This window comes from Rhodococcus sp. C-2, from assembly GCF_027854095.1.
Taxonomy (GTDB): domain Bacteria; phylum Actinomycetota; class Actinomycetes; order Mycobacteriales; family Mycobacteriaceae; genus Rhodococcus_F; species Rhodococcus_F qingshengii.
The window spans coordinates 280,219-299,432 of record NZ_JAQGFI010000008.1; the positions used below are offsets into that span (position 1 = coordinate 280,219).

Annotated in this window: 18 protein-coding genes and 1 tRNA gene; 11 read left to right on the top strand and 8 right to left on the bottom strand. The window is 61.7% G+C overall.

Features of this window, described 5'->3' with window-relative positions; genetic code table 11:
* Nucleotides 1-143: 143 nt before the first annotated feature.
* Genes PCS43_RS19125 through PCS43_RS19140 form a run of 4 tightly spaced genes read left to right on the top strand, consistent with a single transcriptional unit; the run spans nucleotide 144 to nucleotide 3,146 of the window.
* Entirely contained in the window at nucleotides 144-848 is a 705-nt protein-coding gene (locus PCS43_RS19125; RefSeq protein ID WP_209907861.1) for a glycosyltransferase, read from the top strand.
* Nucleotides 845-1,783, top strand: a complete 939-nt coding sequence (locus PCS43_RS19130) for an acyl-CoA dehydrogenase (protein ID WP_208689803.1) — start codon at nucleotides 845-847, stop codon at nucleotides 1,781-1,783. Before PCS43_RS19125 ends, PCS43_RS19130 begins: the two co-directional genes overlap by 4 nt.
* Entirely contained in the window at nucleotides 1,777-2,535 is a 759-nt protein-coding gene (locus PCS43_RS19135; protein ID WP_003943643.1) for a PIG-L deacetylase family protein, read from the top strand. Before PCS43_RS19130 ends, PCS43_RS19135 begins: the two co-directional genes overlap by 7 nt.
* A complete protein-coding gene (locus PCS43_RS19140) occupies nucleotides 2,532-3,146 on the top strand; it encodes a class I SAM-dependent DNA methyltransferase (RefSeq protein ID WP_007726541.1) in 615 nt (204 codons plus the stop codon). The genes PCS43_RS19135 and PCS43_RS19140 overlap by 4 nt, the downstream gene beginning before the upstream one ends.
* A 52-nt stretch (nucleotides 3,147-3,198) precedes the next feature.
* On the opposite strand, the gene tatA is transcribed toward PCS43_RS19140, so the two are convergent.
* From tatA to PCS43_RS19155, 3 genes are read right to left on the bottom strand one after another with little or no spacing between them, the layout of a single operon-like run.
* Entirely contained in the window at nucleotides 3,199-3,375 is a 177-nt protein-coding gene (tatA, locus tag PCS43_RS19145; RefSeq protein WP_003943732.1) for a Sec-independent protein translocase subunit TatA, read from the bottom strand.
* A complete protein-coding gene (locus PCS43_RS19150; RefSeq protein ID WP_076948780.1) occupies nucleotides 3,375-4,046 on the bottom strand; it encodes a Rid family hydrolase in 672 nt (223 codons plus the stop codon). The genes tatA and PCS43_RS19150 overlap by 1 nt, the downstream gene beginning before the upstream one ends.
* A gap of 39 nt (nucleotides 4,047-4,085) precedes the next feature.
* Nucleotides 4,086-5,666 (bottom strand): flavin monoamine oxidase family protein, encoded by a 1,581-nt coding sequence (locus tag PCS43_RS19155; RefSeq protein ID WP_003943721.1) that lies wholly within the window; start codon nucleotides 5,664-5,666, stop codon nucleotides 4,086-4,088.
* 238 nt (nucleotides 5,667-5,904) lie between these two features.
* On the opposite strand from PCS43_RS19155, the gene PCS43_RS19160 reads away from it, so the two are divergent.
* Nucleotides 5,905-7,416 (top strand): APC family permease, encoded by a 1,512-nt coding sequence (locus PCS43_RS19160; protein WP_042452324.1) that lies wholly within the window; start codon nucleotides 5,905-5,907, stop codon nucleotides 7,414-7,416.
* The gene (locus tag PCS43_RS19165) at nucleotides 7,416-8,168 is read left to right on the top strand and encodes an IclR family transcriptional regulator (RefSeq protein WP_076948779.1); all 753 of its coding nucleotides are present in this window, start codon (nucleotides 7,416-7,418) and stop codon (nucleotides 8,166-8,168) included. The genes PCS43_RS19160 and PCS43_RS19165 overlap by 1 nt, the downstream gene beginning before the upstream one ends.
* Before the next feature lie 3 nt (nucleotides 8,169-8,171).
* Here PCS43_RS19165 and PCS43_RS19170 read toward each other — a convergent pair whose 3' ends face one another.
* From PCS43_RS19170 to dcd, 3 genes are all read right to left on the bottom strand, one after another.
* The gene (locus tag PCS43_RS19170; RefSeq protein ID WP_149357786.1) at nucleotides 8,172-9,695 is read right to left on the bottom strand and encodes a hypothetical protein; all 1,524 of its coding nucleotides are present in this window, start codon (nucleotides 9,693-9,695) and stop codon (nucleotides 8,172-8,174) included.
* Nucleotides 9,696-10,023: 328 nt separating this feature from the next.
* The gene (locus tag PCS43_RS19175) at nucleotides 10,024-10,308 is read right to left on the bottom strand and encodes a hypothetical protein (protein WP_042452329.1); all 285 of its coding nucleotides are present in this window, start codon (nucleotides 10,306-10,308) and stop codon (nucleotides 10,024-10,026) included.
* A 25-nt stretch (nucleotides 10,309-10,333) separates the two neighbouring features.
* Nucleotides 10,334-10,903: a dCTP deaminase gene (gene dcd, locus PCS43_RS19180; protein ID WP_003943702.1), complete on the bottom strand. Its 570-nt coding sequence runs from the start codon at nucleotides 10,901-10,903 to the stop codon at nucleotides 10,334-10,336.
* Between the two features lie 305 nt (nucleotides 10,904-11,208).
* Between dcd and PCS43_RS19185 the strand changes: the two genes are divergently transcribed.
* The 4 genes from PCS43_RS19185 (at nucleotide 11,209) to PCS43_RS19200 (ending at nucleotide 15,861) form a co-directional block, all read left to right on the top strand.
* A tRNA-Gly gene (locus tag PCS43_RS19185) sits at nucleotides 11,209-11,282 on the top strand.
* A 2,547-nt stretch (nucleotides 11,283-13,829) separates the two neighbouring features.
* Nucleotides 13,830-14,192, top strand: a complete 363-nt coding sequence (locus PCS43_RS19190; protein ID WP_064114318.1) for a GntR family transcriptional regulator — start codon at nucleotides 13,830-13,832, stop codon at nucleotides 14,190-14,192.
* Nucleotides 14,189-15,124, top strand: a complete 936-nt coding sequence (locus PCS43_RS19195; RefSeq protein WP_042452339.1) for an ABC transporter ATP-binding protein — start codon at nucleotides 14,189-14,191, stop codon at nucleotides 15,122-15,124. Before PCS43_RS19190 ends, PCS43_RS19195 begins: the two co-directional genes overlap by 4 nt.
* Nucleotides 15,121-15,861 (top strand): hypothetical protein, encoded by a 741-nt coding sequence (locus PCS43_RS19200; protein ID WP_007726514.1) that lies wholly within the window; start codon nucleotides 15,121-15,123, stop codon nucleotides 15,859-15,861. The genes PCS43_RS19195 and PCS43_RS19200 overlap by 4 nt, the downstream gene beginning before the upstream one ends.
* 149 nt (nucleotides 15,862-16,010) lie before the next feature.
* On the opposite strand, the gene PCS43_RS19205 is transcribed toward PCS43_RS19200, so the two are convergent.
* Both PCS43_RS19205 and PCS43_RS19210 read right to left on the bottom strand, forming a co-directional pair.
* Nucleotides 16,011-16,502: an FBP domain-containing protein gene (locus tag PCS43_RS19205; protein ID WP_007726512.1), complete on the bottom strand. Its 492-nt coding sequence runs from the start codon at nucleotides 16,500-16,502 to the stop codon at nucleotides 16,011-16,013.
* 200 nt (nucleotides 16,503-16,702) lie between these two features.
* Entirely contained in the window at nucleotides 16,703-17,320 is a 618-nt protein-coding gene (locus PCS43_RS19210; RefSeq protein WP_007726510.1) for a hypothetical protein, read from the bottom strand.
* Nucleotides 17,321-17,503: 183 nt separating this feature from the next.
* On the opposite strand from PCS43_RS19210, the gene PCS43_RS19215 reads away from it, so the two are divergent.
* Nucleotides 17,504-19,168, top strand: coding sequence for a hypothetical protein (locus tag PCS43_RS19215; RefSeq protein ID WP_231916172.1), 1,665 nt, complete (start codon nucleotides 17,504-17,506; stop codon nucleotides 19,166-19,168).
* Nucleotides 19,169-19,214 lie beyond the last annotated feature (46 nt).

Genomic DNA, 19,214 nt, shown 5'->3' on the forward strand with positions numbered 1-19,214 from the left:
CCAGAGATGTTTCACCGAAACAGTTTTCGACCTGCACGGCTGCTGGCGGTCGCGCGGCGGCACCCGTCCGAAATGTGGTTATCTGTTGAGAACCGGGACGAAAGAAGACCCGACCGTACCAGGGTGAGGAAAGGATCGTCACTGTGCCAATCGACCAGGTTCTTGTCGTAGTTCCCGCCCACAACGAAGCCGAAGACCTCCCCAATTGCGTTCGTGCACTCGCAACAGCGGCGTCGGCTTGCGTTGTCCCCGTCCGAGTGGTTGCCGTCCTCGACAACTGTTCGGACGGAACCGCGGGGGTCATCCCCGACGGGGTGGAAGTACTCCGCGTCGAGCATCAGAACGTCGGCCGTTCGCGAGCGACGGGTTTCTCTGCGTTCGGCTCGGATTTGGGGGCCTCAGCGTGGTTCGCCACGACCGATGCCGATTCGGTGGTCGGCCCCACCTGGATTGCGCGCCAATTGGAGTATGCGCGTACTGCGGACGTCGTCGCGGGCACCGTTCGCATCGCGGACTGGGAAGGCCATCCGCACTCCGTTCGCGAACGGTACGAACGTATGTACCACGCACACCCCTATGGTCGACACGGTCACGTCCACGGTGCCAACCTCGGTGTCCGCGCCGATATGTACTGGGACGTCGGAGGATTCTGCGATCTCGAAGAAGACGAGGATGTCGATCTCGTCCGGCGGTTGAGCGAGGCCGGTGCCTGTATCGCGTGGGCAGAGGACATTGCGGTCACCACGTCTGCGCGTCTCGACGGCCGAACTCCGGGCGGCTTTGCCGGACATATCCGTAACCTGGGTGGTACGACCGCCGATAACGAAGAAGCGGAGCTGGCACGATGAAACGACTACACACACTCCTGGACGCAGGTGGACTGTACTTGCCGCTGCCCGGCGGCGGCGCGACGGCCGCACGGTGGACCTCCCTGGCAGAGCTCACACGGGAGAATGTGGTTCTCGGCCGGATGGCTGAGGCTCACACCGATGCCGTCGCGATACTCACCGAACTCGACGGACCGGATCCCGAACCCGGGCAGCTGTGGGGAGTGTGGGCGGCCGAGCCACCCGAACCTGTGGTGAATGCGTCTGAGCACGTGGGGATCTGGACGCTCACCGGTCGCAAGTTGTGGTGTTCCGGCGCCAACACCTGCACGCATGCACTGATCACCGCCTTGGTCGACGGTGTCCCCTCCCTCTTCGCGGTCGAGCTCGGACTACCTGGGGTGCATCCCGTTCCCGATTCGTGGAAGGCCGTCGGTATGGCCGAAAGCGACTCCAGCGCGGTCGACTTCGACATGGTTCCGGCCATACCGGTCGGGACGGCAGGCGACTACCTGAGCCGCCCGGGGTTCTGGCACGGCGCGATCGGCGTGGCTGCATGCTGGTACGGCGGCGCCTGCGGCGTCGCTGATCCGTTGTACGACAAGGCTGCAAGCAGCGAAGACCCCTACGTACTCGCACACCTCGGCGCGGTCGATGCAGCGCTCGCCGCAGCGCGCAACGCGCTCGCAGTCGCGGCGGCCGAGATCGATGCGGATCCCTTCGACGAAAATGCCGAGGCCATGCAGCGGGCACTCCGTGTGCGCGCAATTGTCGAGCGCGCCGCTACCGAGACCCTGGATCGGGTGGGACGCGCTCTCGGCGCCGCACCGCTCTGCATGGACGCCGCGCACGCCGCACGGGTAGCCGATCTCACCGTCTACTTGCGGCAGAGTCACGCCGAGAAGGATCTCGCCGAGCTGGGCCGGATTGCAGCCAAGGGGAAACGGCCGTGGTGAACTCGAAACTGTTCGCGCAGAAACCTGTCGACGACGGCGGTACTCCCGAATCGACATGGCGGGAGTGGGGAAGAAGTTTTCCGGAACTGGATCTCACCGGATGCTCACGATTGATCATCGTCGCTCCCCATCCCGACGACGAAATACTCGGTCTGGGCGGAACCGCTCTTCTGGCAATACTTTCCGGCATCAGTGTTCAGGTCGTATCTGTCACCGACGGCGGAGCTTCGCATCCCGATTCACCGACCGTGACTCAGCCCGAGATGGAACGCCGTCGACGGTCCGAGTCGGATCGGGCAGCGCGTGTCCTCGGAATTCCCACACCGGTTCGATTGAGCATCCCGGACGGAAAGATCGGCGAGAACCGACAGGAGTTGACCGACCGCCTCAGCTCGATTCTCGGTGATTCCTCGGCGGATACCTGGTGCGCCTCCACGTGGCGCGGGGACGGCCACCCGGACCACGAAGCCACCGGAGACGCGGCGGCGAGGGCGTGCGCGGACACTGGATCGCGCTTGATCGAGTATCCCATCTGGGCGTGGCATTGGGCCGCGCCGGATCATGCGGCAGTCCCGTGGGAAAGAGCACGAAAGGTGACCTTGCCCTCCGACGTTCAGGCTGCGAAATCTGCTGCCACCAATGAGTTCACTTCACAGATCGCTCCGCTTTCCGATCATCCCGCGGATGCACCCATCCTCCCCCGCCACGCGATGGAACGATTACTGAGGCCGTACGAGACGGTGTTCGTATGAGCGATCGTGAACTCCCCGCGGATTACTTCGCCAAGATGTATGCCGCACAGTCCGACCCATGGGATTTCGAATCCCGCTGGTACGAGCAGCGGAAGTACGCACTCAGTGTCGCTATGCTCCCGAAACCTCGATACCGTCGCGCATTCGAACCGGGGTGCTCGATCGGGGTTCTCACCGAGAAGTTGTCCGAGCGCTGCGACAGCGTTCTCGCCACCGACATCGTCCCGACCGCACTCGAGAGCGCTCGTGCGAGGCTTACCGGACATGACGCCGAATTTCGGCTCTGGGCCTTGGGTGACGACTGGTCCGAAGAAACCTTCGACCTCGTCGTCATCAGCGAAGTCGGCTACTACCTGACCTTCGAAAAGCTCATCGAGGCAATGCTGCAGGTCGTCGAGCATCTCGAGCCTGGCGGAACGCTGCTGTGCGCCCATTGGCGTCACGTCGTGCCGGAGTATCCGCAAAACGGTGACGCTGTTCATTCGGCTGTGCGCCAGACGCCGGGGTTGGCGCAGTTCGCGTCGTACCAGGACGAGGACGTGCTGATCGATGTCTTCGTGAAGGGTCCGCCGTCACCACCGTCGGTAGCTCGTTCCGAAGGTCTGATCTAGTAGACCTGTGCGCGGTTGAGGAGTGTGGGGGCTCCTCAACCGCGCACGGGGGTCAGTCTCGCTGCTCCAACGCGAGGTCCGTATCCGACTGCAGTTCACCGACTTCGGACTTCAGGATCCGCATCGACCTGCCGAGGCCCCGGGCCGCGTCGGGCAGCTTCTTCGAACCGAACAGCACCACGAGCACTACTGCGACGATCGCCCAGTGAGTCGGGCTGAGCGCGCCCATCAGGCGGGTTCCTTGCCGTCGGGGTACACCGCATCGACCTCTACCTCGACGAGCCAACCGGCAACGGGCAGTCCGGCAACCTCGAGGGCGAAGCGGGTGGGCCGGGCGCTGTTTCGCTCGATCGGAGCGATCGGCTCGGCCGTGCCCATCGGCACCAACTCGGTGTCACCCGTGTCGAGATTGGTGTTGGCGAAGAACTGCCGGTACGCGCGATTCCATCCTGTGTAGTCGGCCTTGTCCGATCCCGGCGCGTTGTCGAGGAAGACGCGCATCGTCACGACGTCTTCGAGACTCAATCCCTGTGCTTCGAGGTTGTCGCGGATCTTCTTGAGTACGTTGATGCCCTGCGCCTCGGTGACGGTGACACCGGCCGGCAGAACACCGCCGGAAAACTGACCGTCGATGTACGACTCCGGCGAACCTTCCGGCGCCGCCTTGTTTCCTGCCGACGGGCCGATGCCGCTGGTCTTGTAGATTGCGGTGTCGCCGCCGATCGCGACGCCCTGAGCGATCATCGGGTTTGCCTGCCCCGCTTCGAGAATCGATTTCGAGACGAACGAACTCGATGCGGTCTCGGCGTCCGCCTCGTCAGACGAGCAGGCAGTGGCGAAGCCCAGTAGCGTAGTGGCGGCGAATGCCGCTGCAAGGACCTTGGTTCTGCGAGATTTCATGATGTGACCTCCAGAGAAAGTGATGGAAAACGAAGCACGTCAGGCAGTTTGCGCAACACGCTGATGCAGGTGGGTCACGACGTCCTGCGCGGACGTGAAGGCCCCGTGCTGCCAGGCGATGGCATTGGAGAGGTGATCGCCGGCGAAGTAGATCCGGTCGACGGGTTCGAGCAGCTTGGTGTACTCGGGAGTTGCCATGCCGCCGTGGGAATCTCCCGCGCCGGCCCATGATGCCCAGGCGGATTCCGAATACTTGGTGCGACGCCAGCTTCCGGAGAAGGACGACGAGATGTCGCGAGTGTATTTGTCGCCGTGGATTTCTGCGCCTTCGGCGATGGCCTTTGCCAGCCGCTGACGGTGGGTGAGCGATTCGAAAGCCTGTTGACGCTTACCCGAGCTGTAGTACGCGACGACGACGCCGCGGTCGGAGTTGTAGTGATCGTAGGGGAACATGATCTGGGAGATGTCGCGGTCGGTGTTGGACGCGCCACCGTAGATGCGGTCCTCGGTCTCCCACCACCGACGCGAGTATTCGATACCGAGCTTGCCCGACGACGACGGCTTGGCTGCATCCAACGCGAGCAGGATGTCGGAGGGCAGGTTGTTGTTCAGCCGCTTGATCAGGTGCGGTGGGATCGTGCAGATTGCGTAGTCGGCGGTGATCGACTTGGATTTGCCGTCGACGACGTAGTCGACGGTGACGCCTTCCGGCACGTTCTTCATGCCGCTGACCTCGGCGCCGAACTCGATGTTGTCCATCCCGATCGCGTCCTGGAACTTGTAGTAGATCCGGTCCATGCCACCGACGGGGGTCATCATCGTCATGGCCTGGTCGTAACCGAACTCGAAGGAGAATGCACGCCCGATGCCGCCCTGGATGACATCGCTCATCCCGAATGGTTCGATCTCGGTTCCGAAGTTGAGGCCGGCGCCCGGCTCCGCGGAGTGCCCTCGACGCGAGGATCCGACGTAGCGGCCGTCGCTGGAGAGATCACCGAAGTCGGTGAGGAAGGACGAGAGTGCTTCTTTGTCTTCCTTGCTCAAGACCTGGTCGAGAGCGCCCTGATTGGTGGCCTTCTGCAGCAGCTCGGACATGTATCCGTAGGTGTCGGCTTTGGCTGCTCGGTAGGTGATCGACTGATTCGCCAGCGGCTTGTTGCCGGTGTAGTTGACGAAGGTGTTCGCGTTCTGGTTTCCGAACATCTGCAGTTCGACGCCCAGTTCGCGGCAGTAGTCGATGGTGTTGTGATTTTGCGGAATACGCGTCGCACCGAGGTTGTAGAAGTGCCCTTCCGAGAACGTACAGGTCTGTGTCTCACCGTTCAGGTCGGTTTCTTCGGTGCCGTTGCGGATCGACCACACCCGACCACCCGGGCGGTTGCGTGCTTCGAGGACGGTGACCTTGTATCCGGCCTTCTGCAGTTCGTAGGCAGAGCACAGCCCGGACGGTCCGCCGCCGAGGATCACGACGGAGTGATTTCCCTTGACCTTTCCGATCAGGTCACCCGCAGCAGGTGCCTGAAATCGCCTCGGCGTCGACGCCACTGCCGGCGCCAGGCCGATGGACGACATAGCACCGAGTGCCAGGCCGGCGCCGCCGGTGATTCCCAGGCTGCGCATGAAAGATCTACGTGTGTATGGCATTCGAGCTCCCCAGTGTGCTCCCGGTGACCCGGGTGGTTGGTGTTGAACACAGACTTCAGGAGCGTTGGGTCCGGAACTTGACGCACAGGAAACAGTCAGTGGGGACCGAGTGAGAAACCTGCGAGCATCAGCATCGGGCTCTCTCACCCGAGTGCGATCAGCGGAAGCATGCCCGCAATATCGGCGTTACAGAACCGGACTAGCGTGACGCGACATGTCCGCTCTCACCGAAGCCATCGCGCGGTCCTTCACCACGCGCGAGAAGCAGCCCCCGGCGCGATCACCGCTGCGGGCGTTGGGCCGTCGGCAACTCTCGGGCGCCGAAGTGCTGGCCCAGTCGGTGGCAACCACTGCCCCTGCTGTGTCGATGGTCGTTCTGCCCGTCACCATGCTGACACACGGCCGATTGTTGAGCGGGATGATCACCATCATCGCGGCCACCGTGCTGGTGACGCTCATAGCCTTCTGCGTTTCGCAGTTCACTCGCCGAATGGCTGCGTCGGGCGGATTGCACAGCTTCGTCTTTCGTGGCCTGGGCACCCGGGCAGCATTGACCACCGGCATCGCCATGCTGGTCAAGTACGTCGGCAGCGCGGTGATGACGCTCTATCACGGCGGACAGGCCGCAATCGCATTGCTCGGCTTCGCGGGTGTGCACGTGGACAAGACTTTTCACGTCATCGCGCTCTATCTGGGGATAGCCTTGCTGATTCTCGGCGCTCTCGTGCGAAGTGTCAGATTTGCCGCGCTCGCGATCCTCGTCGTCGAAAGCTGTTCACTTCTGTTCATCGTCGGGCTCATGATCCTGGGCGGTTCCGGAAGTCAACAAGCACAGATCGTTCCACCCACCTCCGGCCACGGGTTGTTACTCACCGCCCTGGCTGCCGTGTTCGCTCTCGCCGGATTCGAGAGCGCGGCCTTCTTCGGCCCCGAGGCCCGTCGCCCGCTGGTAACCGTCACCCGCACAGTCCTTCTCACTCCGATCATCTGTGGATCGCTCTTCATCTTCGCGGGCTGGGCCGCTTGGTCCGGGCGCAGTGACACCCTCGTCAACGCCTATCTCCACGGAACGGCGACGGGCGTGAGCCCCGGTGTCGTGATCGCGCTCAACGTCGGTCTGGGGTGCTCGTGGCTGGCGTCCTCGATGGCGTCGTCCAATGCTGCGTCACGCCTGGTCTATTCGTTCGGTGTCGAGCGCCTACTCCCCCGCCGGTTCGCCTCGGTTCACAGTGCCTTCCGTACGCCCTACTTCGCATTGACTACCGTGGTCTGCACCGTCCTGCTGGGCGGCGGAACCTTTGCCGTTCTCGGGCGCGGAGAAATCTTCGACGACGTTCGGCTGACTGTTCGCGGCGCCGTCATCGTGGCCTATGCACTGACGGCTATCGCATCCGTTGTCTTCCTGACACGGATCGGCGAGCACACTCCCGGCGTTCTCGCGGCCGCGTCGTGTGGCAGTGGTGCCGGCGCGATAGTCCTCGGTTACCTGGTTTATGCCAACACGATCGACCACGCGTACGTTGCACCGATCGCCGTACTCGTGATCCTGACCTCGGGCACACTCTGGCAGTTCTACCTGCGACGCCGAAGCCCCAAAAGTCTGCTGCACGTCGGCGCTTTCGACAGTCCCGAAACCGAGGACGTACTACCAGGAGCTGGGGTGTTCGCCACCGACGCAGCCGGAAACATCGTGCTGGTGGGCGAGCCGACTGCCGGCGCCCGCTGATGGTGGGCCGACCACGCGACCTCGGTGGGCACGAACCCCGAGCGGTTCAGCGCGCCCTTGCCCTCCTCGAGTCGGCGGCCAGGCTCGGATCGGGAGCCACCGCCAAGGACATTGCCGCCCTGGCCGACATCCCACCTGCCACTGCGTATCGGTTACTCAACATCCTTGTCGCCGACGGTTACCTGGTTCGGATCGCCGACCTCTCCGGCTTCGCACTAGGCCGACGCACCCGTGAATTAGCCGGGGCTGCCGCCGAACCCACACCCATCGACAATTCGGTGCTCCTCGAAGAACTCCGCGAACAGCTACGGTTCGGCGTCTACCTCGCGTCGTTTGCAGAAAACAGAATTCGGCTCGTCGATCGCGATCCCGACCACGAACTCAGTGGTGAACGGACACTGGTCACAGCCGTTCACGCGTCGGCTATCGGGAAGCTGCTCCTCGCCAACCGACCCGAATTGGCCGAGGCCCCACTGCGAAAGGTCACCGCACACACCATCACCGACGGCGACGCATTGGAACTCGAACTCTCGCGGATCCGGCGCGGTGAGCCCGCCCGAGAGGTAGACGAGATTCGTGTCGGACGTTCCGCCGTCGCCGTCCCGATCCACGACGCGGAAAGGTGTGTCGTCGGCGCCTTGGCTGCGATAGGTCCGACCGGCAGACTTTCCGTCGACGACGCAGACCTGGTGGCACTGCTGCGGGAGTACGCGGAACGCATCGTTGCACCGACGATGTCGAAGGCAAGCTGAAAGTCAGAGGCCGAACACACGTTTGGCAAAGCCGAGATGCTCGTCGGCCCAGCCGATGACGCCGAGCGTGGAATCGAGATTCTGCGGCGGAGTGCGCACCAAGGTGTCGCGTCGGACGAGTCGGTCGAAATCGATCTGAGCGCGGTCGAACTGGACCCCTGCCGTGACCATGATGTTCGCCAGTTCTTGCGCCATCACCCCGTACGCGACTGTCGTGGGATGAACGCCGTCGAGCGAGAAGAGGCCGCCCGAAGCGCGGCCGCCGCGACCGTCGGCGGAGTAGAACAGCGAGTCCGGCACGGGTTGCAAGTCGGTCAGCGCCTTGGGAAGGGGGTACGGCGTCCACCATGACGGCCGCGCATTGACGTCGGTGACGTAGCGCCGTGAGGCCACGCGCTCGAGCAACCCGGCAATATCGCAGAGGTACCAGTCCTTCCCCACCCGACGGGCATTCGCGACGGCTTGCTCGATTCCGTCGTTGTACATGTCGATTGCGGTGTCGACGGCCCACGCCTGCGCGCCGGTGATGTGCTGATCGCGTTGTGGGTCGAAGTCGGTGTCGCGCACCCACGGTCGTGCGTAGTACGGGAAGTAGCGGGATCCGATTTCGATCTTCCCCCCGAGCCCGTGGGCGATCGGTGCGATGGTCACGTGTGGGACGGTGCAGAGGATGACGTGCTGGGCGTTGATCTTGCGGATCGCGGCCAGCACCTCGGCGTACTCCGACGCGAAGTGCTCAGGCCGCCACACCGTGTAGTCGCGCTTGCCGCCCGGATCACGGAAGTTGTTGCCGCTCCACTCGACTCGAAGTTCGGTGACGGTGCGGAGCGCGTTGTTGGCACCGAGGAAGACGATCAGAGTTTCGATGCCTTCCTTGCCCAACTCCGCTGCTGCGTCGAACGCGGTCATACGCTTCTCGGCGTCGGAGCCTCGCGGCAGAACTCGCAGTGCGGCGCGCTCGCCGTTGTTCTCGACGATCTGGCTGATCAAATCGTCGTGCGGTTGGTGAAGTGCATCCTCGCAGCACTGCGCCGTCTTGGTCAGAGCGTCACGAAGATCCCACCCGTACACCGAGAGGTTGTGGTTGATTGCCGAGAACGTCGGCGCTTCGCTGCCCGGTCCGCGTTCCCAGTAGTCCTCTACCTGATCCATGAACGCACGTGCAGCAAAGAGTGCGAGCGGAACCTCCCAGAGGTCGAGCCGTGGGCCGAAGCGCTCCTCGAGGGTGCGGAGCAACAGTTCGATGTTGAGCGGAAGCCCGCCCGGGCCGCCGTAACGGGGAAAGCGGAAATGGTCGAGCCGGCCCAGCTGGTGAGCAATGATCGCCGGATACGACAGATCGGTATTGAAGATCGCCCCGCTCTGGAATCCCTGCGACAGCGAATCGCCGATGACCACCAACCGGTGGGGAGCATCTCCCCCTGGCGGAACTACCGGAATCCCCACTGTGGGATCGAACTGCGGAACCCTTGGTCCGCCGGCGGCCGCGGCCACGACGTCGTCGGGAGTATCGGATGGAAGTTCCATGCCCACTCACCTCCGGAAAAGTCCAGCTGGTCAGCTTATCAGTGGTGGCTTACGCCGATCGGCATTGTCCTGCTCCGATTGCTTCTCGATCGACCTGACAACCTCGTCGGCCCACTGTTGATTTCGCCCGTCGAATTCCGCGCGGTCCCGACGCGCGATACCCCGCCCCACCAGGATGGCAATCGGAATGGAACACACGACCCATACGAGTAGTACGCCTCCGACAATCCACCACATAACCAGTAATTGTGCCCGATTCGACGACTGTTGTGCTCCAGGTCGAAACATCTGTCCGAATCGTGGCGGTCAATCCAGGTGAGCGCGCAGGTCAGAAACGATCTGCGTCGACGGTTTCACGGGCTTTGCGAACCTGATTCCAACCACGAGCGGCGATGCCGAAGGCAACAAGCGACATCAGATCCGAGACCGTCAGACCGTGTTCTCTGTTCAACGACCACAAGACCTGACCTTCCAGCGGTCCATTGAAGAACAGCCACGCCACCCCTGCACAGACGGTCACAACAACACTGGCTTTGGACGGCTTCATCAAACACACGGTGCTGGTCACGAACAACAAGTTCATGAAAACCAGACCGTAGAAAATTCCGATCATGCGACTCCCCCCGAAGTTCGTTCGTTCAGCCGCGGTTGAAGTTCAGGTACGCCTTCGACGGTGTCGGGCCGCGCTGGCCCTGGTATTTGGATCCGGCCTCGGAGCTTCCGTAGGGGAACTCTGCAGCGCTCGAGAGCTTGAGCAGGCAGAGCTGTCCGATCTTCATTCCCGGCCAGAGCGTGATCGGCAGGTTTGCGACATTGGACAGCTCCAGTGTGATGTGGCCGCTGAAACCCGGGTCGATGAAGCCGGCGGTGGAGTGCGTCAAAAGGCCCAGGCGCCCGAGGCTCGACTTACCTTCGAGACGGCCGGCGAGGTCGTTCGGCAGTGAGCACACTTCGAGAGTCGAACCGAGAACGAACTCGCCGGGATGAAGCACAAACGGCTCGCCCTCTGCCGGTTCGACCAGGCTGGTCAACTCGTCCTGGCGAAGTGCCGGGTCGATGTGCGTGTACCGCGTGTTGTTGAAAACCCGAAACAGACCGTCGAGGCGCACGTCGACGCTCGACGGTTGCACCATGGAGTCGTCGAAAGGGTCGATACCCAGACGTCCAACGGAGATTTCGGCACGGATGTCACGATCGGAGAGCAGCACAGGTAGAGGTTACCGGTTCTGCGGGCAGTGCCGGCCCATCGCCGGGGCGATCACACTGTGGTTACCGAACACGATGCGCGGGTTCTGGACTCCCACGGGAGAGCCCAGCCCCACCTATCTCAAGTTCTCCATCCCGAAAGGTGTTCCTGCGCAAAAATTTTGGGCAAATCATTTACCGAAGGCGCCGACTTCGACACGCCTGTGTTGATCAATGGCGGCCGGGGACACCGCCGCTTGAAAGCTCGTCTGATAATGTTCGGAAAGCACGTTGATCGGCGGTGAAAACACGTCCGGTCGGCTGCGACGCCGATGTAGTTCAATGGTAGAACATCAGCTTCCCAAGCTGAATACGCGGGTTCGATTCCCGTCATCGGCTCCACAGATTCTCCGCAGTTCAGAGCCCTTTTGAGGCAGTCGAACTTCGCTTGTTTGGGACCCAATCCTGTGACAGGTACACGGCAGGTACACAACCCCTCCATTCAGTGATCAGTCAATGTGAATCCAACGAAAATGGGGGTGCTAGAGGACCGCGTCTCGGAATTCTGCAGTTCATCGATGCAGTCCGACTGGTCGTCCCCCGGCCTGAATCGGTGTCCATTGCGCGCACTGTCAGGAGAGTGCTGTCGACCTCGAAGCCGATGGTCGCCGGTACCTCGGTTCGTTTGCCGTCCATCAGTGATTCGAGCGCGACTACCAACCGATGGGGTTGGAAACTGTCTCCGCTCGGACTCCGCGCGCTTATCAGTTGAAGTTTTTGAAACCGATCTGCCGTAGCGCACCCGGACACCGGGGACCACAACTCATGCAAGAATGCAGATCTTCTCACAATCACAACTGTGAAAATACCCAAGTCCGTCAAAAATCACCTTCGAAAAGAATCAAGTACGTATTCTTCCTAAGTATCGGACGCCCTAACCGTAAGTGCCAATGTACGACCTCGCTCTGCACATTGAAAAACTCACCAACCTACATCTTGTGCCTGCTCGGATCATCCATGGATCAACCCATACACTCCGGATCCAGAGAGCCGGATAAAGCTCGAAGAAATACGCCAGTTTCGAGGACTGTCACATTAGCGTCGTGCTACCTTCCCGAAGATCTTTAGAACCGGCAGATTGGCCCCAATTCGATAGAAGGCCGTAAGTGTCCAGAGTCGAAACCTTATTCCCCGCAGCATCGCAGCGCCTTCCCTGGTTATGACGTTCGGAGCTACGGCTTCTCACGCAACTCCCAAACCGGGCAACTTTGGCGCAGGTGCTTCTGGTGGACCTTGGTTGGTGGACTACAACTCCTCGAATCGCCTCGGATATATCAGGACAGTCACCTCATTCGGTCCAGGCTCGCCCGCTTACATTGCAGGTCCCAATTTCGATAGCAGGACATCTGCCCTGTATGCAGTAGCGAATCTTGCCGGGCCCTAGACGGAGCGAGGAGGTGAATTCAAATGGATAACGTCCTCTTTGCTATCGTCAACATGATCGTGGCGATGGCGAACGGTTCCACGATCCCCTTCTCATTAGAAGGCGCAGGGCCACTAACCGCTCCCGACTTGTAGAGAAGATCGGCCGACCGCATGTGGATGACATTTTCAGCTCTGCCTGAAACCTGCATATCAGAAGATGCGTGGATCGTGCGGTGGTCACAAACATAAGCTCCCCTACCTGGCCAGGAAGGGGAGCTTATGTTTGACAGGTCTCAAATAGTCGGTCGAGGCCGCCCCGAATAGGATCAGCAACCGAATGTCACAGCGCCGACTGGTTTGATCACGCGAGTGTGCACCGTGAGCAGAATTCACACAGAGGTCGATTAATGTGCATCTGCTGAATCAGCCTCCTCAGCTCCGTTTGATCGAATACGTCTGCTGGCTCGAGTGCCCTTGCTACGGGGAGGCAAGCTACCGATCTCGGACGCGGGCGCTGTCTCTTGATGTTGATGTTGACCACGATGGACCTGTACCTAGTTGGCACTGACCAATTTAGGTCGTCGAACAGGTAGCCGGTGGAAGCGCTTCGGTCTTCGGCCTGATCACGAGCGGCCGCTATGTGGTGAGAATCGGTCGGTCTCCTCTTGAAATGTAGTCGGCGAATCGTTCAATTCCTGCTTGTGAGAAGCTTCCTCGACCTGCGCGTCTAAGTGCGGCTTCGACGAATGGGAGCGGTTTCCTGCGGTATGTGCGGTAGATGCTGTCGAGTACTGGTTGCAGTGCCCGGCGTGCGAGGTCTGCTGTTTCCGGGTCTGAACCCCCGAATTTCACTGTCACATTCGGCATAGATACCCCTGCTGGTCGAGTGTCCGATTCCCTGGCCCGAAGCGTACGTATCGGGATTGCAAATCAGTACAGAAACACCAAAACGGGGCGCTAAGTCCCTACTTGCGGTGGATACGACTCCGTCTTTGGGTTGACGAAAAGGGGCCCGACCGCCGCGTGCGGTCCGGCTTCCGTTCTACGACTACGGGTTACGCCCCTAAGCCGAGGCTGGTGGTTTCGCCTGCTTCACGGGTGGGTGGCGAACTGCCGATGCTGACGGGTGTTTGCGTCAACACATAGCGAACTCTCCATCGACAACGTCCATGCAGAATGACCCCCGCGACATAGTTGCCGCCTTCGACGAGGTGGCCGAATTCATTGAGGCGATAACTACCGGCCACCCGAAGGTGCCCCGTCCCGTGGTCGACCACCTAGATCGGCGGTTCCATGGTTTCGAAGAAGCTCAATGCCTGTGCGCAACGCCCCGGGATCTGGAAGTCGTAGCCGGTCTGCATCCAAGCTGTTCCATCAGCCTCTGCGATGAATGTCCCGATAGGCAGCGCTCGGAGACCCAAGTCATCGGTGCCAGATTCCGCGATCTCATTGCCAACATGCCCCACGATGTTCTATGGTTCATTACATGAGTAATGAACCAGTGAACATCGGGCATCGATCATCGTGATCGACGACGGACGACCACTGTTCCAGCAGATCGCCGAGCAGATCGAAGGCTCGATCATCGACGGCTCCCTGCCGGAAGACGGGCAGGTGCCCTCAACCAACGAACTGGCGGCGTTCCACCGAATCAATCCGGCGACGGCAGCCAAGGGCCTCAATCAGCTCGTAGGCGAGGGGATCCTCTACAAGAAACGGGGAATCGGAATGTTCGTCACGGTCGGTGCCCGCGACGCACTCAGGTTCAGACGCCGAGAAGCGTTCGCGCGCCAGTACATCGAGCCGCTGGTCGCGGAGGCCGACCGGCTCCAGATTTCCCTCGGCGAACTCAAATCCATGCTGGACGACTGGAAGGCGGACCGATGAACGCAAGCACGACAACGACCGAGCCCCGAGTCAGGCGTTTCGACGAAACTGAACTTGTCGCCTCGATGCGCTCCGTGGACAGAAAGTACGGGGATGTCGACGCGCTCGCGGACGTCTCGTTCGAGATCAGCCGCAACAAGATCTACGGCCTACTCGGCCGTAACGGCGCAGGCAAGACGACGATCATGCAGATACTGACCGGGCAGGACCTGCACACCCGCGGCGACGTCGAGGTATTCGGCGCTGCCCCGTTCGAAAATGCCGACGTACTGGCGAACGTGTGCTTCGTCAAGGAAAGCCAGACGTACCCCGAAGACCTCAAGGTCAAGCACGTACTCGTCGCCGCCGGCCATCTACTCCCGAATTGGGACCACGCGTTCGCCGAGACACTGCTCGACGACTTCCAACTTCCCCTCTGTCGCAAGGTGAAGAAGCTTTCACGCGGCATGCGGTCGGCATTGGGGGTGATCATCGGACTCGCCTCCCGCGCGCCCCTGACGCTTTTCGACGAGCCGTATCTCGGTCTCGATGCCGTTGCACGCCAACTGTTCTACGATCGCCTGCTTGCGGACTACGCCGAACATCCTCGCACTGTGGTGCTTTCGACTCACCTGATCGACGAGGTAGCCAATCTACTCGAGCACGTGATTGTCGTCGACGGCGGCCGGATTGTCGTCGACGCAGACGCGGATGCACTGCGTAGCCGCGCCGTGGTGGTATCCGGTCCCATTGATGCGGTGGATGCCGTTGCTGCGTCCGGCAGGGTCCTGCGCCGGGAGACACTGGGCGCCCACAGCCGAATCATGTTGCAGGCCGATGTGACAGAGACCGAGCGAAACCGACTGCGGGAGGCAGGAGTCCAAGTGGAACCGGCATCTTTGCAGGAACTTGTCATCGCGACTTCGACGCAGCGCAAGGAGATCACCGTATGAGTATCGCAACGACAGAGCCACGGACGGTCCCGAAGACGCCCGCTCGGTCCAGGATCGGTGCCGTCCTACAACTGCACACGGTCGCGTGGCCGTTGCTGATCGCCTGGCCGGTGGGCATCCTGTTGATCTCGTTCCTGATCAGCTTCACTATCTACGCGATCGTCGGGAACGAGGAGGGTGAGGGATTCACCGGCAGTGTGTTCTCGGTCTACGGTTTCGTGCTGGCGTTCTACCTCCAGTCGATGACGCAGACGTTCCCATTCGCGCTCGGACTGAGCGTGACTCGCCGCGAGTTCTTCACTGCCACCACGGTTATGGCGCTGGCACAGTCCGCAGTCTTCGCAATCGCGCTGCAACTGCTGTCCGTGCTGGAGTCCGCCACCAACGGCTGGGGTGTGCACATGCGCATGTTCGGCATCGCACGCTATTTCACCGACAACACCGCCGTACAGTTGCTCGCACTGTTCGCGACGCTGCTGCTGACCAGTTCGATCGCAATGCTGGCAGGTGCTATCTACCAGCGGTGGAGGATCACCGGTCTACTCGCCTCCCTCACCGGGCTTTTCGGCTTGCTCGGCTTGTCAGCGATCGCGATCACCTGGGCTGGGTGGTGGCCGGCGATCGGTTCGTGGTTTGTCGATACTCCCCGAGTGGTACCGATGGCACTACTCCCTCTGGCCCTTGCCATCGCGTGCATCGCCGGAGCCTGGGCGACGTTGCGTCGAGCAACGCCGTGACCGCGCAATCATGTGCGACGCCACATGTCGCGTCGTCTCGAAGTGCTCGTCGGATCAAACCCGTCTAGACAGCTCGTCCCCCTCCCTGAGTCAGGAAAGGGGGACGAACGTCGCAACAGGGTGCTATCTCGTCCCCGATTTGGTCCGCTCTACTGCCGAGCCACCCGCTCGACAAAACTCGAAGCCCGCAGCACCAGTTCATCTTTCCGGTTCTGGCGCGCAGCGGCGGCATCGTAGCCGGCATACGGGAGCGGGGGGTCGTTACGAACATTGGACGAGCACTGGAAGTCTCGGCAGATCAGTGTTCCGACCGTGCTGCCACGTCGACCGGCGGGCCCGGCCAACTTGGCGCCGTAGAAGACGACCTCGTTGGGGAGTCGCGTGTCGCGGCACCAGGAGCACTGGGCGCGCGATCGCGGAGTGGCCTCGGCTTGAACGAGCAAGACTCCGATGGTCTCCCCGTCGAGTGTCGGGACGATCGCGTAGGCGCGTCGGCCCATTTTCGGATCTCGCCAGCCCAGGTAGTCGAGAGCGTCGAAGTCGATGGTGCCGAAGCCGTCCGGCAGGGTGAGATCGGACTTCTCCTTACGACTCGCGTTGACGAGGCTGGAACGAATAGATGTATCGGTCAAAATGATCATGGGTGTATACCAATCGTGGCTCGGTGAAGGTGGGTACAGCTCATGGCCCGATCAGCACCAAGTGCTGTCGGGTCCGAAATGCGCTATCTGTCGCCGGCGAAGACGACGCCGACAACCCCCTCACGCCCATGGGGCGTCACCGTGTACGTATCCACACCGCGATGGTAGCTACAGGCCTGCGTTACAGGCCACTCGATTTATCAGTCACGCCATACCGCCGTGAACTCGTACCAAGGTCCGCCGAGGTGAGTTGCGGAGAAATCATCGAACCCCGATGGTGGGCCGCTGGGCGAGTACACCCACCCACTCGAGGTGATGAACATGCTGTCGTTGTCGATGAAGTAGACCTCATCCGGCCGCACGACATGGGCACTACTGATATCGAACTGGCCGATCTCGAGCTCTTCCACGGTCGATTCAGGCTGCTCCAAAAGACCAATCGCGATGGTCTCGAACTCTCCGCTCTTGTCGAGGAAAGTTGCCGGCGGCATCAACAACACCAGAGCTACTGCAGCGATGACGGCGATCGGGGAGGACAGAATCCACCACGACCACCGCCGGTCCTGGCCAAGGGCATAGAGGGTGCGGATCGCCCACACCAGACCGACCACGATCAAGATGAGCAGAGCCGCGGCGCTGACGAGGAAGGGATCCAACCATCTGTACTCCCCGAACGGCGAAGGCCACCAACCGTAATGCCGGCAGACCAACGCAATGAGCGGAACAACGGTGAATGCCAAAAGAATCGGCCCCGGTGGCTTGGACGACTCCGGAGGGTCAGCTACCAACCATTCACCCAGCGACTTCGGCCTTCTCATCACCCCACCGTATCTGCAGGTCATGGCAAAACTCAGCTACACGGCGAATACCTTTGCAGTACACGCACTCTCGTTCCACTCACAACAACCAACGTAGCGATCGGCACTCTCGCCGCAACCGACACAGATGGACAAACCTCACAATTCGCAGATTCAACGTGCCGATCATGCGACAATCGGACGGTGAACGAGACCGCGAGTGGAGTTTCGCACCCGCACCGACCGCGACTGCTGAGCGTCGGCGTCCTACTCTCCGCCGCCCTCCTGTGGTCCACTCCCCTCGCCGCTGCCGCGCCCACCGAACCTGGGCCGGCCAGTTGCATATCATTCGGAACCGCCCAACTGCCACCAGGTGCGCCCTCCGGTGGAGGTCGAGTCGGGTTGGCAAACCTACCGACATTCACCGGTTCAACCGCCCCCAGCTCGGTCCAGATCCGCACGCCAACTACGCAATTCAATCGTTTCTGGGACTTCGCGCTAGTCGACCACGACTTACTCGCTCGGCCGCGAGAGCCAGGCGCATCAACGGCTCAACCGTGGCGTTTCGTGCCGATGCCCGGGTGCCTGCGTGGACGATTGGTCGGGATATCACTGGACGACGACGAACTCGTCGCTGTCGACGACAACGGCTGGATCTACACGATGGACAACGCATCCCAGGATCCGCTGGTGTGGAATTGGACCTCGGCATGGGGCGCACCGCTGTGGAGCGGTCCCGGCCGACAACTCCCCGGAGACCACCCGAACGGGTGGGCACTGAGCGTCTCGTCGCCTTGGGACAACCAAACTTTCACCGACGTCGCAGGACGGATTCACTTCGTCGGACTCGCCAAGATGACGATGATCCCCACGTTGACCGGGGACGGCAGCCGGATAACCTACGCGGACCCGTGGCTGCCCAACGACGACAGCTACGAGATCGGCGGCCCGCTCGGCGGGCGATTCCAGGCGGACTCGCTGTCGGCGGCCGGATCAACCACTTTCGTGATGAACAAGTACGGCGACATGTACACCCGCACATTTGATTTCGATTCTTCGGGATCGGACTCGATCTTCTTCCGCTACAGCTGGGAAGATCAGTCGGACAAGCCGTCGGCACCCAACCTCGTGGCCGAAACACTGGACCGCAGCACCGCCGCGATCCAACTTCCGGCCCCCGACTGGGTGCACCAGCCCAAAATTCCCGGTGAAGTTACATCCGCGATCAGTGTGCACTCACTCGGTCCCGGCCTGAACCGGCGGGAGTTGCGTGTCGAGGGTCTCCGCGGCGCCGAATCCGGCTTCTGGCACAAGGATCTCGTCGGCGGCGACTGGGAGTTCACACCGACCGGCGCGTCCCTCCTCGGCACACTGATCGAAAACGCGCCGACAGACCGGTCGACGGATACCCTGTCCCCCGCTGCCCCCTGGCACTTGTCCACGACCTTGCCCGCCCGCGACGGTGCCATCGACGGTCAGACTCTGATCGACATCGGGTTTCCGTACTCTGTGGTGGATCCGCGCATGCTCGACGCGATCGGCCAGCACGCACAACCGTCCGGATACCGACTGGACGTGGACCATTTCGACCCGGTCGCCACCACGCGGACCGCGACCGTGACTGCACCGGATGGCACGGTTCTTCCGGTCGTCCTGCACACCGCCGACGGACTACGGATGACTCCCCGCGCATCCGGCCTCGATGCCGATCCGCGCCACCTCGTCGGGGCAATCGAGATCCCGTCGGACGCGTACGCGGATCGGGCATCGAACCCCGCTCTGGACGCGTTCGTGCAGGACTGGATGCACGGAAACCCCATTGCCGCGATCACGCTCAGCGCCACCGACCACGACTTGGTGATCCGCTAGCCGAAAACAGCGCCGTCCACCATGTCGCCTCGATTAGGCTCAGCAG

Excerpts from the sequence above, each read along its gene's own strand:
- PCS43_RS19155 (WP_003943721.1), bottom strand. The coding sequence starts at position 5,666 with ATGCGCAGCCTGGGAATCACCGGCGGCGCCGGCCTGGCACTCGGTGCT.
- PCS43_RS19140 (WP_007726541.1), top strand. The coding sequence starts at position 2,532 with ATGAGCGATCGTGAACTCCCCGCGGATTACTTCGCCAAGATGTATGCC.
- tatA (WP_003943732.1), bottom strand. The coding sequence starts at position 3,375 with ATGGGCGCGCTCAGCCCGACTCACTGGGCGATCGTCGCAGTAGTGCTC.
- PCS43_RS19170 (WP_149357786.1), bottom strand. The coding sequence starts at position 9,695 with ATGGAACTTCCATCCGATACTCCCGACGACGTCGTGGCCGCGGCCGCC.
- PCS43_RS19205 (WP_007726512.1), bottom strand. The coding sequence starts at position 16,502 with ATGATCATTTTGACCGATACATCTATTCGTTCCAGCCTCGTCAACGCG.
- PCS43_RS19175 (WP_042452329.1), bottom strand. The coding sequence starts at position 10,308 with ATGATCGGAATTTTCTACGGTCTGGTTTTCATGAACTTGTTGTTCGTG.
- PCS43_RS19150 (WP_076948780.1), bottom strand. The coding sequence starts at position 4,046 with ATGAAATCTCGCAGAACCAAGGTCCTTGCAGCGGCATTCGCCGCCACT.
- PCS43_RS19160 (WP_042452324.1), top strand. The coding sequence starts at position 5,905 with ATGTCCGCTCTCACCGAAGCCATCGCGCGGTCCTTCACCACGCGCGAG.
- PCS43_RS19200 (WP_007726514.1), top strand. The coding sequence starts at position 15,121 with ATGAGTATCGCAACGACAGAGCCACGGACGGTCCCGAAGACGCCCGCT.
- PCS43_RS19195 (WP_042452339.1), top strand. The coding sequence starts at position 14,189 with ATGAACGCAAGCACGACAACGACCGAGCCCCGAGTCAGGCGTTTCGAC.
- PCS43_RS19165 (WP_076948779.1), top strand. The coding sequence starts at position 7,416 with ATGGTGGGCCGACCACGCGACCTCGGTGGGCACGAACCCCGAGCGGTT.
- PCS43_RS19130 (WP_208689803.1), top strand. The coding sequence starts at position 845 with ATGAAACGACTACACACACTCCTGGACGCAGGTGGACTGTACTTGCCG.
- PCS43_RS19210 (WP_007726510.1), bottom strand. The coding sequence starts at position 17,320 with ATGAGAAGGCCGAAGTCGCTGGGTGAATGGTTGGTAGCTGACCCTCCG.